Raw genomic sequence first — 12,501 nt, forward strand, 5'->3', positions numbered from 1 at the left:
GCATACGGCAGCCGGAATTAATAATCGAATTTCCGCTGATTGGTGGCCGAAATGGCCCCCGGGTGCTGCGCTCCAGGTGTTAGCGCCCTTTTAATGGTTACGTAACGACTGCTCGACTACGATGTTTATCGGCAATCGCGTGCATCTTGGGCGCGATGGCCCGGGGTGAACGGGGAGATCCGAACTAGTTGAATGCCCGGCATGCATTCAAGGGGGTTGCGTCACGTGTCCCTGTCCTATGCACGATCGAGTCATCCGCTGCGCTACGAAGTACTGGGGCGGCTCCGGGTGACCTGCGGCGACGTCGATCTGACGCCGGCGCCACCGAAGATCGCCAAGCTGCTCGCTCTGCTGACGATCCGGGCAGGGGAGACGGTGCCGGGCGACAAACTCATGGCGGAGCTCTGGGAACAGCATCCGCCGCGGTGTGCGGCGGCGAGCCTGCGGGTCTATGTGTCACAGCTGCGCAAGCTGCTCGGCACACCCGGCCGGGCTTCGCCGATCGTCACTGTTTCCCCGGGTTACATTCTCGACGTCAGCCAGAACCAGCTCGATGTCCGGACGTTCGAGAGGCTGTATGAAAGCGGCCGGGCCCGTTACCTGGCGGCCGACTACCCGGCCGCGTCCGAATGTCTGAGAAATGCCCTCGCCATGTGGCGGGGGCCGGTTCTTGACGGCATGTCGGGGTCTTCGGAGATCAGCTCGTTCGCCGCAGTGGAGGACGAAAAGCGGCTGAATTGCATCGAGCTGAATATTGAATCCGCCCTGGCGCTCGGCCGCCATCACGCCGTGATAGAGGAGCTCAAGGGACTCGTCGTCCAGCACCCGCTGCGCGAGCCGTTCTACCGGCAGCTGATGGCCGCCCTGTACCGGGTGGGCCGCCAGGGCGACGCCCTGGGCGTCTACCGCAGCGCACGCCAGGTCATCCGCGAGGAGCTGGGCGTCGAGCCGGGCCCGCCGCTGCGGCTGACCCAGGAAGCCATTCTGCGGGCCGATCCGGCCAGGCTGGAAGCCGTCGGTGTGACGGCCTCGGCGCGCTGACCCGCCGGGGTCACCGCGAGCCGGCTCGGACCGTTTCCTGAGCCGGTGCGCGGCCGCGCGAGCGGGGCGGGTCGGAGGACGCGCCGTAGCGATTCGGGCGTGAGGCCGGCGAGCGCGGGATAGCCGTCGACCGCCATCAGCAGATCGGCCTCGGCGAGCAGCGAGCGCAGGACGTGGACGAGGCCGTCCGTACCGCCGACGGCGAGTCCGTACGCGTACGGCCGGCCGACGCCGACGGCCGTGGCGCCGAGCGCGATGGCCTTCACGATGTCCGTCCCGGTGCGGACGCCGGAGTCGGACAGGACGGGCAGGCCGTCGGCCGCCTCGACCACGCCGGGCAGCGCGTCGAGGGCGGGCAGCCCGCCGTTGGCCTGGCGGCCGCCGTGGTTGGAGCAGTCTGTGCCACCACCGGACTGCTCAGACGCCTGGAGCCGGAGGAGCTGGAGGGCGTGCTGGCCCACGAGCTCTCGCACGTCGCCCACCGCGACGTCGCCGTGATCACCGTCGCCTCGTTCCCGGGTGTCATCGCCGGGCTGATCGTCCGCTTCGCCTTCTACTCCCAGATGTTCGGCGGCCGCCGCCGCGGCGACCAGAACACCTTCGCCATCCTGATGGTCGTCATGGCGGTCTCGGCCGCGGTGTACGCGCTGAGCTTCCTGCTGATCCGGGCCCTGTCCCGCTACCGGGAGCCGGCCGCCGACCGCGCGGCCGCCCTGCTCACCGGCCGCCCCTCCGCACTCGCCTCGGCGCTGACCAAGCTGGACGGGGACATCGCCCGCATCCCCAGCAGGGACCTGCGCACGGCCAGTGCCTTCAACGCCTTCTACTTCGTGCCCGCCCTCGGCGCCGGCGCCACGCTCTCCCGGCTCCTGTCCACCCACCCCAGCCTGGAGCAGCGCCTCGACGGGCTGGCCAGGATCTCGGCGGAGCTGGGCCGCCCGGCATGAGCGGCCCCGAGCGCCCCGGACCGTACGACGAGAGCCGGCACAGGACGGAGTGACTGATCCGCATGGGCTTCCTGGACATCCTGCTCGGGCGGACCAAGCCCGTCGCCCCCGACCTGGACCGGCTCTTCGCGGTGCCGTCGGCGGCCGTCACCCTGGAGGCGGCGGCCGGGTTCACCCCGACCGGACGGGGCTCGGTCTGCTTCACCACGGTCGAGGGCGGGGCCTTCACCCGGATCCGCAAGGACGTCGAGGAACTGCTCGACGCGGACGCCGAACGGGCCGGGAGTCCGGTGGAGTTCAGTCGCGACGAGTACGGCTGCACCTGGCTCCTGTCGCGGCGCGGGCCCGCCGGGCTGACCGCGCTCGCCGGGGATCTGCACGCGGTGAACAACGCCCTGCAGGAAAGCGGCTTCGGCCCCCAACTGCTGTGCTCCCTGGTCGGTTTCCAGGACGACGGAGGGCAGGCGCTCGCCCTGGTGTACCTCTACAAGCGCGGCACGTTCTACCCCTTCGCCCCGCTGCCCGGCGATAAGCGCGACAGTGCGCTGGAGCTGCGGATCAAGGCGGTGCTCGCGGACGACCTGCGCATCGAGCAGGACCTCGCCCGCTGGTTCCCGGTGTGGGGCGCGCCCGGGCTGTGAGCGGCCGTTCTCAGACGGGCGGGTAGGCGCGGTCGCGTACGAGCCGGCGGGTGAGGCGGGTGAAGGCGCGGGCGGCGGCGCTCTCGTACGCGCTCTCCCGCCGCAGGAGGGTCACCGTACGGGCGGGCAGGGCCGGTTCGAGGGGGACCGGGTGCAGCCGCGGGTGGTCGTGCGTGACCGCGTCGGGCAGGGCGGTGGCCGGCGGAGTGCGCTGGACGATCTCCGTGAGGGCCTGGAGGGAGTTGGCCTCCACCGCGATGTGCGGCCGCACCCGGTGCGCGGCGAGGTAGGCGTCGATGTGGCCCCGGGTGGCGAAGTCGCCGCACAGCAGGGCGAGTTGGCGGTGTTCCAGGTCGCGGACGGGGAGCGTCCCGGAGGGGGCGGTGCCCGTGGCCACGACGAGGGTCAGGCTCTCGGTGAACAGGGGCGTCGCGGCGATGCCGGGCAGATGGGGCCGGTGGAAGGCGATGCCGAGGTCGAGCTCGTCGGCCAGCAGACCGGCCTCGATGCGGTCCTGCGCGCCAGCGGCATCGGGCCGAGGACGCCGACGAACGTGGAGTACCGGTCGCCGATCCACACCTGCCGCCGCGGCCTCGTGACGCCGAGCCGGCCGGCGGCGACACGGCCGAGCACCACGGACGGGTAGCGGCCGTTGGCGGTGTTCTGCGCGGCCCCGCCGAACCGGCGTGCAGGACGGTCCGACGGTCCCGGGGGCTCGGCCGCGCTGCCTTGAGCCGGGTGGGCGAAGTGCTGTCCGTACGGGGAGCGGTATCCGAAGGAGCCATCACGTCGCGACCCGCGCGCATCCGCGACCACGCGCCCGTCGCGGATGCGCACCTGGCGGGGGAGCCCCGCCGCTCTCTCGGTGTCGTGGGTGATGACGGCGATGTCGCCCCCTCCCGGTTCAGATCCCGGCCTCGGCCCCGCCGTCTCCCGGGGGAGGAGCCGCTACGTCGCCAGTCGGCCCAGGGTGTCGATCACCGACCGGGAGGCCTCCGAGCCCGGTTCGATGAGGGTGTAGTGGCCGGTGCCGGGCAGGACGACCAGCTCGGCGTCCGGGTGGACGGCGGCGTAGTCGGCGAACTGGCCGAGCGGCACCTCCTCGTCCGCCGCCCCGTGCAGCACCACCGTGCGCACCCCCGTCGTGCCCTTGTCGCGCAGCAGCGTCAGCGGGTCGACCAGCGGGAGCCTCGCCTCGACCTGGTCGGCGCCCCCCAGCAGTTGCAGGGCCGCGCCGTCGCTGAGGTCGTCGCGGATGGTGGCCGCCAGGTCGGTGAGCGGGGCCAGGCCCAGGATCGCGGTGGGCAGCCGGGTGGTGTACCAGGGCGAGCTCTCGGGCAGCAGCCCGCGCGCCCCGGCCCACAGGGCGAGGTGGCCGCCGGAGCAGTGGCCCGCCAGGACGAAGGGGCGGCCCTGCGGGATCGTGTCGACGGCCAGGGCGATGTCGTCGAAGGTGGCGGGGTAGCCGCCCGCCCCGCCCGACCTGCGAAAGCCCGGCAGGATCGTGGTGAACCCGTGCTGTGCCAGATGGGCCGCGAACGGGGTCAGATGCATCCGGTCGTAGCGCCAGTAGCCGCCGTGCAGCAGCATCACCAGCGGCGCTTCGGGGTCCTCGGCCGGCCACAGGTCGTACACCTGGTGCGGGTGCGAGCCGTACTTGCGGTGTACGGGGGCCAGCACCGGGCGGATGCTGAGCACCCGGCGCTCCTCCTCGGCCGCGAACGCGGAAGGGGTCCTAGACATAGCTGCGCGCCGTCCAGAGCTCGGGGAACACGGACCTGTGGGCGCGCTTCTCCAGCCACGCCACGCCCGGGGAGCCACCGCTGCCCGCCTTGGAGCCCATCGCCCGGCGGGTCGCGAGCAGATGGTCGCTGCGCCAGCGCAGCACCAGCTCGGCGACCTCGGTGAGCTCCTCGCCGAGCCGCACCAGCGGGTCGTCCTGCGGCCCGGCGTAGATCTGCCGCCAGACCTCCTCGACCCAGGAGTCCGGCTGGTACGCCTCGGTCACGTCCCGCTCCAGGACGTGCTCCGGCACGGGCAGGCCGCGGCGGTACAGGAAGCGCAGCACCTCGTCGTAGAGCGACGGCTCGGCCAGCGCCTCCTCCAGCTCGGCGTAGACGGCCGGGTGGCCCCGGTGCGCCTGCACCATGGAGCGGGACTTGTCGGCGAGCAGGAACTCCATGTGCCGGTACATCGCCGACTGGAACCCGGAGGCCTCGCCGAACGCCGCGCGGAACCCGTTGAACTGGGCCGGGGTCAGCGCCGCCAGCGGCGTCCAGGAGTCGTTGAGCGCCTGGTGCGAGCGGCGGCTGCGGCGCAGCGCGTCCAGGGCCTGTTCCAGGTCGTCCTTGAGTAACGCGTCCCGGGCCGTGCGCCACTCGTAGACGATGAGGGTGAACCACAGCTCCATCACCTGGGTGGTGACGATGAACGCCATCTCGCCGGGGTCGTTGGAGAGCGGCCGCTGGAGGGTGGAAAGCAGCGAGGCGTGGACGTAGTCCTCGTACGGCGTCTTCCCCTCGAACTGCACCTGGGGTGCCTCGTCGGCGGCCGGGGGCGTGGCGAGGGCGCTGGTCTGCTCGGTCATGGGTCTCCGTAGGTCGTGGGGCGGGGCCGGGTGGTCAGACCGGCATTCCGATGTGCGCGCCCCCGGTCGCGTCCAGCCACTGGCCGGTGACCCAGCGCGCGTCGTCACTCGCCACGAACGCGACCACGTCGGCGATGTCCGACGGGCGGCCGATCCGGTTGAAGACCGAGGTGGCCGCGTACGCGTCGAGCACCTCCGGCACCTTCAGGGTCGGGTTGATCTCCGTGTACGTGAAGCCGGGCGCCACCGCGTTCACGGTGATCCCCCGCGTGCCCAGCTCCGGGGCGAGGGCGAGGGTGAGGGTGTCCAGGGCGCCCTTGGTCATCGAGTACGCGGAGATGTTCGGCATGGCGATCCGGGTGACGCCGGAGGAGATGTTGATGATCCGGCCGCCGTCGCGCAGCCGGCCGAGCCCCTGCTGGATGACGAAGAAGGGAGCCTTGACGTTGATCGCGAAGAGCCGGTCGTACTCCTCCTCGCTGACGTCACCGATCCGCTTCGGCAGCGTGATTCCGGCGTTGTTGACGAGGATGTCCAGGCCGGGCCGGGCGCCGTACTCGGACAGTCCCTTGTCGAAGGCGGTCCACAGCGCCTCGGCGTCGCCGGGCACGCCGAGCTCGGCGCGGAGCGCGAACGCCCGGCCGCCCGCCGCCTCGATCTCGGCGACGGCCTCCTCGGCGGCCTCGGTGCGGTGCCCGTAGTGGACGGCCACCAGGGCGCCCTCGGCCGCGAGCCGGAGCGAGATCGCCCGGCCGATTCCCCGGCTGCCGCCGGTCACCAGTGCCGTCCGGTCGCTCAGCCTGCCCGTACTGGTCATGCTGCACACTCCTGTGATCTCGGGGACCGCGCGGTCGTCGCTGCGGTCTGGGGGGGGGGGCGGTCGGGGGGACAATCCATATGCTGCGCACCGCTGTTCGGGCTGGCGGGGCGGGTGCTCAGGCGTCGAAGTCGAGCGCGATCTCGTCCGACTCCGGGCGCGCCCGGCACGGCAGGGTGTAGCCCGCGGCCAGCTCCGCCGGGCCCAGGGCGTACTGACGGTCCATCACCGCGCTGCCCCGGACCACCTTGGCGCGGCAGCTGCCGCACAGGCCGTCGCGACAGGAGTACGGGGTCTCGGGCCGGGCACGCAGCACCGCGTCGAGCACCACGCGGTCCTCGGGCTTCATCACCGTCTCGGTGGTACGGCCGTCCAGGCGGGCGGAGATGAGACCGGTGCGGCCCAGCGGCTCCGGGGGCGGCGCGGGCGGGAGGCCGCCGCCGGTGGAGAAGAGCTCGAAGCGCACCCGCGCCTCGTCCGCGCCCCACCGCGTGAGCGCCTCCCGGACGGTCTCCACCAGTCCCCACGGCCCGCACAGGTAGAAGTGCGTGCGCTCGTCGGGCTCGGCGCCGAGCAGCGCCAGCAGCTTGGGCAGCCGGGCCGCGTCGATCCGGCCGGACAGCAGCTCGCTCTCGCGCTGCTCGCGGGAGAGCACGTGCAGGGTGAAGAACCGGCCGACGTGGGCGTCCTTGAGGTCGGTCAGCTCGTCCGCGAGGAGCACCGACTGGGCGCTGCGGTTGGCGTAGACGAGCGAGACCCGGCACCGGGGGTCCTCCCGCAACGCGGCCGCCGCCATGCTCAGCAGGGGGGTGATGCCGCTGCCGCCCGCCACCAGGACGTGGTGCGCGCCGGGCACGTCCGCCAGGCGGAAGTCGCCGGTGGGCGGGCCGAGTTCGAGGGTGTCGCCGGGAGCGAGCTCCGTGGTGGCGTACTCGGCGAAGCCGTCCGCGCCCAGGCGCTTGACCACCAGACGCAGCCCCGCGGGGTCCCGGGGCGCCAGGCAGACCGAGTAGCTGCGGCGCAGCTCGCGTCCCTCGGGCCGGTGCCGTACGACCACGTGCTGGCCGGCCCGGTGCGCGAAGGTGTCCACGAGCGGGCCGGGCACGGCGAGGCTGATCGCCACCGACTCGTCGCCGACCTGCTCCACGGCGGTCACCGGCAGCCGGTACCAGCCGGTCGCCCGTCGGGGCGCTGCCGGGGGAGCGGCGGCGCCGCTAGTCGTCGCTGTCGTCATGAGGGTGCGTCACATCGCCTTCAGATGCGCGAAGGTCTCCTGGCACGAGGTGCACACCAGGACGGCTTGGCAGCGGGTCGCCCCGAACGGGCTCTGCGGCCGGGTCGCCACCGAGCCGCAGTGCGGGCAGGGCACGCCCAGGCCGACCCGGACCGACAGGGGCGCCTTGGCGGGACCCGGCGGCACGATGCCGTGCTCGGAGAGCTTGCGGCGGCCCTCGTCGGTGATCCAGTCGGTGGTCCAGGCGGGCGAGAGCACCTGCCGCACCCGTGCGTCGGGGTGGCCGCTCTCGGTGAGCACGGCCCGGATCCCGGCCTCGATCGCGGGCATCGCCGGGCAGCCCAGGAACGTGGGGGTGATGACGACTTCCAGGGCGCCGTCGTCCGCGGCCTCCACCGCGCGGATGACCCCCAGGTCGGCCAGCGAGATCATCGGGAGTTCGGGGTCGGGCACGGTGTTCACCCGGGCCCGCACCTCGTCGGCGTCCAGCCGGGCGGCGCTCACCAGGTGCCTCCCGGGTACTGGAGGCGTACGGACTGGAACTCGGCGAGCAGCGGCGCGAAGGCCTCGGTGTGCAGCCCGTCCCGGCCGCCCGTCGCCTGCCACGCAGGGCTGGGCACCGTCAGGCGCGCGTCGTCGAGGACGGCGGCGACCTCCCGCTCCCACTCCTCACGCAGCCGCGCCGGGGCGACCGCGCGCCCGTCCGTGTCCAGCCGGTCCACCAGGGCGTCCGGCGCGAAGAGTTCACCCGCGTACGGCCAGACCAGGTCGAGCCCGGCCTGCATCCGGCGGCGGCTCTCGGCGGTGCCCCGGCCCAGGCGGACGGTCCACTGGTCGGCGTGCATCTGGTGGTACTCGACCTCCCTGGCCGCCCGCGTGCCGAACGCCGCGAGGGTGTCGTCGGAGGACTTCTCAAGGGCGGTCCACAGCAGCCTGCTGTAGTGCGCGTACACCAGCTGGCGGGCGATCGTCACCGCGAAGTCGCCGGACGGCAGCTCCATCAGGAGCGCGTTGCGGAACTGGCGCTCGGTGCGGTGGTAGGCCAGTTCGTCCTCGCTGCGGCCGGTGCCGTCGAGCCGGCCGCTGTACGCCAGCAGGGTGCGGGCGTGGCCGAGCAGGTCGAGCGCGATGTTGGAGAGCGCCAGGTCCTCCTCGATGGTGGGTGCCCGGGTCACCAGGGCGCACAGCCGCTGGCACAGCACCAGCGCGTCGTCACCGAGCCGCAGCGCGTACGCGGCGAGGCCGGGGTCCGGTGCTTCGGTCGTGCTAGCCGTCATGGCCGCTTTCCTCGTTCAACGGGATGTAGTGCTCGGGGTACCGGTACGGCTTGTGGGCGGCGTTGCTGAAGAACGGGTCCTTCTCGCTCGGCGAGGCGGCGTGCACCGCGTCGGAGCGCACCACCCACACCGAGACCGTCTCGCCCCGACGGGTGTACAGATCCCGGGCGTTGGCCAGTGCCATGTCGGCGTCGGCGCCGTGGACCGAGCCCACGTGCTGGTGGGCCAGACCCCGGCGCGGCCGGATGAACACCTCCCACGGCGTCAGCACCCGTGCGGACCGCTCGCTCATGACACACGCCTTCCCTCGTCGTCCTGCTCCGCGAACTCGCGGTCTTCGTCGGTCAGTTGCGCCGCGTAGGCGTCGACCGCCTCGCGCACCCAGGCGCCGTCCTCGTGCGCCGCGACCCGGTGGGCGAGCCGCTGGCGGCTGCACTGCGAGCCGTCGCCGAGCGCGCCGCGGAACAACTGCCAGTCGATCGGGCTGAAGTCGTAGTGCCCCCGCTCCTCGTTCCAGCGGATCGCCGGGTCGGGCAGGGTCACCCCCATCCGCTCCGCCTGCGGCACGCAGTTGTCGACGAACCGCTGGCGCAGCTCGTCGTTGGTGTGCCGCTTGATGCCCCAGGCCATCGAGCGTCGGGAGACGGCGGCGCCCATGGCGGCGGTGCGGTCGTCCGCGCCGCCCGCCACGGTGTCCGGCGGGCCGAACATCAGCGCCACCGCGGGCAGCCACCAGCGGTTGACGGCGTCCTGCGCCATCTCCTTCTGCGCGGGCGTCCCCTGGCACAGCGACCACAGCACGTCGTAGCCCTGGCGCACGTGGAACGCCTCCTCCTGGCACACCCGGCGCATCGCCCGGGCGTACGGGCCGTACGAGGTGTGGCACAGCGGCGCCTGGTTGACGACGGCCGCGCCGTCCGTGAGCCAGGCGATGGCCCCGGTGTCGGCCCAGGTCAGGGCCGGGTGGTTGAAGGTGGCCGCATAGCGCTGATGGCCACTGTGCAGCGCGTCGAGGAGGTCGGCGCGCGACACTCCGAGGGTCTCCGCCGCCGAGTAGAGGTAGAGCCCGTGGCCCGCCTCGTCCTGCACCTTGGCCAGCAGACTGGCCTTGCGGTGGAGCGACGGGGCCCGGGTGAGCCAGGAGCCCTCGGGCTGCATCCCGATGATCTCGGAGTGCGCGTGCTGGGAGATCTGCCGGATCAGCATCCGCCGGTAGCCGTCGGGCATCCAGTCCCGGGGCTCGATCTGCTCCCCGGCCGCGAGCAGCGCCTCGAAGTGCGCGTTGAGCTGCTCCACGCCGTCGACCACCCCTTCGTCCAGGACCGCCGCGGTGGCGGTGCCTTCACAGATGAAGAGGCCTGACCTGGGGCGTTCAATCCCTGCGCGCACACCGTGGACCCGTGACGAAGGTCACGCGGGGGGCGGGGAGTGTGTGGGGTGAAGTGCGCCTCTCTCTTCGGTAGTCAGTGCAACGAGAGGGGTACGCCATGAGCACCATCAGGACGATGCTGGTCGAGCTGACCGGGACACCGGAGTTCGCCGAGGCCATCGGTGACGACGAGGACCTCAGCGCCAGCGGGATCGACTCCGGGGACCTGGTCCGGCTCATCCTGCTCATCGAGCAGCGCACCGGCGTCGAGGTGACGGCCGAGGACATGGAGGGCCTGACCACCATCGCGGACTACGAGCGGTTCATCGCGGGCCGCGACGCCGCCGCCCCGCAGCCGGGCGCCGCCTGATGTGGCTGACCCAGTTGGCGGAGCGCAACCGCCAGTGCTTCCCGGACCGGACGGCCCTGGTGGACGAGCACCGCTCCGTCACCTGGGCCCAGTTCCACGACCGCGGCGTCAGCCTCGCCCACGGGCTCGCCGGGCTCGGTATCCGGCGCGGTGACCGCGTCGCCGTGCTCTCCCTGGACCGTATCGAGGTCCTGGAGTCGTACTTCGCGCTCGCCCGCATCGGGGCGCTCTTCGTCCCGCTCAACCACAGTCTGACCCCGGCCGAGGTGACCGGGATCGTCGAACGCACCGGCGCCGTCGCCGTGATCGGCGAGGCCGCGCTGCTGGCCCGCCACCCCGATCTGCCGGTGAGCACCCGCGTCCGCCTGGACGACGAGGCGTTCGCCGCGCTCGGCGCCGAGGGCGGACCGGCGCTCGACGACATCCCGGACGACGCCCCCGCGGCGATCCTGCACACCTCGGCGACGACCGGCCAGGCCAAGGGCGTCACCGTCGACCACGCCTCGTTCCGGGCCATCGCGCTCGGCTGGCTCGCCGTGGCCCGGCCCGCCGACGACATGGTGCTGGTCAACTGCTGCCCGCTCTACCACGGCAGCATGGTCGTCTCGCTGACCTATATGGCCGCGGGCGCGACCGTGGTCCTGATGCCCGGCTTCAAGCCGCAGACCGCGCTGGCCGCCATCGAGAGCCACCGCGCCACGCACGTCTGGCTCGTCCCGCAGATGCTGCGCTTCCTGCTGCGCGCCAAGTCCGCCGACACCGCGGACCTCTCGACCCTGCGCGAGATCCTGTACGGGGCCGCGCCCATGCCGCCCGACATCTACGCCGAGGCCGTCGAGCGGCTCGGCTGCGGCTTCCGGCAGGTGTACGGGATGACCGAGGTCGGCGGCCCGTTCGTCACCCTCGGCCCCGACGAGCACCCGGCGCCCGGCGCGGTGCCCGAGGTGATTCCGGCCGGCCGGGTCATCCCCGGGATGTCCGCGCGCGCCCTGGACACCCGGGGCGAGGAGGCCGAGCCCGGCGCCATCGGGGAGATCTGCGTACGCGGTCCTGGTCTGATGCGCGGCTACTGGGGTGACGAGGCCGCCACGGCCGAGATCACCGTCGACGGCTGGATCCGCACCGGCGACCTCGGGTTCATCGACCGGGACGGCCTCATCCGGCTGATCGACCGCAGCAAGGACCTGATCATCCGGGCCGGACAGAACGTCTACCCCTCGGAGATCGAGCGCGCGCTCCAGGCCCACCCGGCGGTGCGCGACGCGGCGGTCGTCGGGGTGCCGGACGAGGACTTCGGCGAGGTCCCGCTGGCGTACGTCGTCGCCGAGGAGGGCACCGGCACGGCCGAGTTGCAGGCACATCTGGCGCAGCGCCTGGCCTCGTACAAGCGCCCCCGGCGCATCGAGTTCATCGACCAGGTCCCCCGCAACCCGGCCGGGAAGATCATCAAGAAGCTGCTGCGTGCGTGACGCGCTGACGCGCGGCGAGGCGGCGGACCCGGCGTCGGGCGCCCGCGCCACCCGGCCGGACCCCGTATCCGGCCGGGCAGGCGCCGAACACGCGGTGCTCCTGCTGCGCCCCGTCCTGCGCGCCCAGGGACTTTCTCTCGGACTGGCCCGCGCCGACGACCCGCGGGCGCGCCCGGCCGGGCCCAGGGAGTGGGAGTCCGCCGTCGCGATGCCGCCCCCGCGCCGCCGTGACTTCCTGGCCGGTCGCTGTGCGGCCAGGCGGGCGCTGGCCGAGGCGGGCGGCCCGGCCGGGGAGATCCCGCGTGCCGGCCGACGGCCGCTGTTCCCGTGCGGTTTCGCGGGCTCGATCAGCCACTCCGGGGGACTGGCCGTCGCCCTGGCCGCGCCGGGCGCGCGCGTCCACGCACTGGGCTGCGACCTCGAACTGCGCGGCCTCCCGCTGGACAGCGCCCATATCGTGCTCGGCCCCGACGAGCGGGGCCCGGTCGACGACGCGCCGGACCGGGCCGTCGCCGCGCGTCGGCTGCTTCGTGCCTTCTCGGCCAAAGAGGCCGCGTTCAAGGCGTTCGGCGCCCTGCTCGGCGAGGAGGCCCCGGCGACCCTGCTCGCCATCGTGACCCGGCCGGTGCCCGGCGGCTTCCGGGCCCGGCCCCGGTCGCTGCCCGGCCATGTCGTGGACGTACGGGTGCGACCGGCCGGGCCGGGCGTCTTCAGCGCACCGCGAGCGTGCAGTGCCAGGCGGTCCAGGG

At 73.1% G+C, this 12,501-nt stretch carries 13 protein-coding genes and 3 pseudogenes; 6 read left to right on the top strand and 10 right to left on the bottom strand.

Annotation, left to right across the window (positions count from 1 at the left end):
* Positions 1-225 precede the first annotated feature (225 nt).
* Positions 226-1,041, top strand: a complete 816-nt coding sequence (locus ACFWA7_RS38015) for a BTAD domain-containing putative transcriptional regulator (RefSeq protein ID WP_385539008.1) — start codon at positions 226-228, stop codon at positions 1,039-1,041.
* A 77-nt stretch (positions 1,042-1,118) separates the two neighbouring features.
* Here the strand turns inward: ACFWA7_RS38015 and ACFWA7_RS38020 are convergent.
* Positions 1,119-1,448 (bottom strand): annotated as a pseudogene (locus tag ACFWA7_RS38020) (alpha-hydroxy-acid oxidizing protein); the annotation flags it as partial.
* Between ACFWA7_RS38020 and ACFWA7_RS38025 the strand changes: the two are divergent.
* Both ACFWA7_RS38025 and ACFWA7_RS38030 read left to right on the top strand, forming a co-directional pair.
* Positions 1,437-1,988 (top strand): annotated as a pseudogene (locus ACFWA7_RS38025) (M48 family metalloprotease); the annotation flags it as partial. The pseudogenes ACFWA7_RS38020 and ACFWA7_RS38025 overlap by 12 nt on opposite strands.
* 62 nt (positions 1,989-2,050) lie before the next feature.
* Positions 2,051-2,629: a hypothetical protein gene (locus ACFWA7_RS38030; RefSeq protein ID WP_385827722.1), complete on the top strand. Its 579-nt coding sequence runs from the start codon at positions 2,051-2,053 to the stop codon at positions 2,627-2,629.
* Positions 2,630-2,639: 10 nt separating this feature from the next.
* Here ACFWA7_RS38030 and ACFWA7_RS38035 read toward each other — a convergent pair.
* The 9 genes and pseudogenes from ACFWA7_RS38035 to paaA form a co-directional block, all read right to left on the bottom strand.
* A pseudogene (locus ACFWA7_RS38035) lies at positions 2,640-3,146 on the bottom strand (LysR substrate-binding domain-containing protein); the annotation flags it as partial.
* 431 nt (positions 3,147-3,577) lie between these two features.
* Complete coding sequence (locus ACFWA7_RS38040; protein WP_385539010.1) at positions 3,578-4,372, bottom strand: alpha/beta hydrolase; 795 nt, start codon at positions 4,370-4,372, stop codon at positions 3,578-3,580.
* Complete coding sequence (locus ACFWA7_RS38045; protein ID WP_385539011.1) at positions 4,365-5,216, bottom strand: tryptophan 2,3-dioxygenase; 852 nt, start codon at positions 5,214-5,216, stop codon at positions 4,365-4,367. The genes ACFWA7_RS38040 and ACFWA7_RS38045 overlap by 8 nt, the downstream gene beginning before the upstream one ends.
* Positions 5,217-5,250: 34 nt before the next feature.
* Positions 5,251-6,033 carry an SDR family oxidoreductase gene (locus ACFWA7_RS38050; RefSeq protein WP_385539013.1) on the bottom strand — a complete coding sequence of 261 codons (783 nt, stop codon included), beginning with the start codon at positions 6,031-6,033 and terminating at the stop codon, positions 5,251-5,253.
* 118 nt (positions 6,034-6,151) lie between these two features.
* Positions 6,152-7,267 carry a 2Fe-2S iron-sulfur cluster-binding protein gene (locus ACFWA7_RS38055; protein ID WP_385539015.1) on the bottom strand — a complete coding sequence of 372 codons (1,116 nt, stop codon included), beginning with the start codon at positions 7,265-7,267 and terminating at the stop codon, positions 6,152-6,154.
* Positions 7,268-7,276: 9 nt separating this feature from the next.
* A complete protein-coding gene (paaD, locus tag ACFWA7_RS38060) occupies positions 7,277-7,774 on the bottom strand; it encodes a 1,2-phenylacetyl-CoA epoxidase subunit PaaD (RefSeq protein ID WP_385539042.1) in 498 nt (165 codons plus the stop codon).
* Positions 7,768-8,544 carry a 1,2-phenylacetyl-CoA epoxidase subunit PaaC gene (gene paaC / locus ACFWA7_RS38065; protein WP_385827724.1) on the bottom strand — a complete coding sequence of 259 codons (777 nt, stop codon included), beginning with the start codon at positions 8,542-8,544 and terminating at the stop codon, positions 7,768-7,770. Before paaC ends, paaD begins: the two co-directional genes overlap by 7 nt.
* Positions 8,534-8,836 (bottom strand): 1,2-phenylacetyl-CoA epoxidase subunit PaaB, encoded by a 303-nt coding sequence (paaB, locus tag ACFWA7_RS38070; RefSeq protein WP_067162897.1) that lies wholly within the window; start codon positions 8,834-8,836, stop codon positions 8,534-8,536. The genes paaC and paaB overlap by 11 nt, the downstream gene beginning before the upstream one ends.
* Positions 8,833-9,864: a 1,2-phenylacetyl-CoA epoxidase subunit PaaA gene (paaA, locus tag ACFWA7_RS38075; protein WP_385827728.1), complete on the bottom strand. Its 1,032-nt coding sequence runs from the start codon at positions 9,862-9,864 to the stop codon at positions 8,833-8,835. The genes paaB and paaA overlap by 4 nt, the downstream gene beginning before the upstream one ends.
* 167 nt (positions 9,865-10,031) lie before the next feature.
* On the opposite strand from paaA, the gene ACFWA7_RS38080 reads away from it, so the two are divergent.
* The 3 genes from ACFWA7_RS38080 to ACFWA7_RS38090 all read left to right on the top strand — a co-directional run.
* Positions 10,032-10,283 (top strand): acyl carrier protein, encoded by a 252-nt coding sequence (locus ACFWA7_RS38080; RefSeq protein WP_385539019.1) that lies wholly within the window; start codon positions 10,032-10,034, stop codon positions 10,281-10,283.
* On the top strand, positions 10,283-11,752 hold the full coding sequence (locus ACFWA7_RS38085; protein ID WP_385539021.1) for a class I adenylate-forming enzyme family protein: 1,470 nt from the start codon (positions 10,283-10,285) through the stop codon (positions 11,750-11,752). Before ACFWA7_RS38080 ends, ACFWA7_RS38085 begins: the two co-directional genes overlap by 1 nt.
* The coding region (locus tag ACFWA7_RS38090) for a 4'-phosphopantetheinyl transferase (protein WP_385827726.1) at positions 11,745-12,501 on the top strand (757 nt) is incomplete at its 3' end. The genes ACFWA7_RS38085 and ACFWA7_RS38090, both read left to right, overlap by 8 nt.

Origin of the sequence: Streptomyces sp. NPDC059994, assembly GCF_042737755.1 — a bacterium.
Taxonomy (GTDB): domain Bacteria; phylum Actinomycetota; class Actinomycetes; order Streptomycetales; family Streptomycetaceae; genus Streptomyces.

Coding starts and splice junctions, on each gene's coding strand:
- ACFWA7_RS38030 (WP_385827722.1), top strand. CDS start 2,051: ATGGGCTTCCTGGACATCCTGCTCGGGCGGACCAAGCCCGTCGCCCCC.
- ACFWA7_RS38040 (WP_385539010.1), bottom strand. CDS start 4,372: ATGTCTAGGACCCCTTCCGCGTTCGCGGCCGAGGAGGAGCGCCGGGTG.
- ACFWA7_RS38045 (WP_385539011.1), bottom strand. CDS start 5,216: ATGACCGAGCAGACCAGCGCCCTCGCCACGCCCCCGGCCGCCGACGAG.
- ACFWA7_RS38050 (WP_385539013.1), bottom strand. CDS start 6,033: ATGACCAGTACGGGCAGGCTGAGCGACCGGACGGCACTGGTGACCGGC.
- ACFWA7_RS38055 (WP_385539015.1), bottom strand. CDS start 7,267: ATGACGACAGCGACGACTAGCGGCGCCGCCGCTCCCCCGGCAGCGCCC.
- paaC (WP_385827724.1), bottom strand. CDS start 8,544: ATGACGGCTAGCACGACCGAAGCACCGGACCCCGGCCTCGCCGCGTAC.
- paaB (WP_067162897.1), bottom strand. CDS start 8,836: ATGAGCGAGCGGTCCGCACGGGTGCTGACGCCGTGGGAGGTGTTCATC.
- ACFWA7_RS38080 (WP_385539019.1), top strand. CDS start 10,032: ATGAGCACCATCAGGACGATGCTGGTCGAGCTGACCGGGACACCGGAG.
- ACFWA7_RS38085 (WP_385539021.1), top strand. CDS start 10,283: ATGTGGCTGACCCAGTTGGCGGAGCGCAACCGCCAGTGCTTCCCGGAC.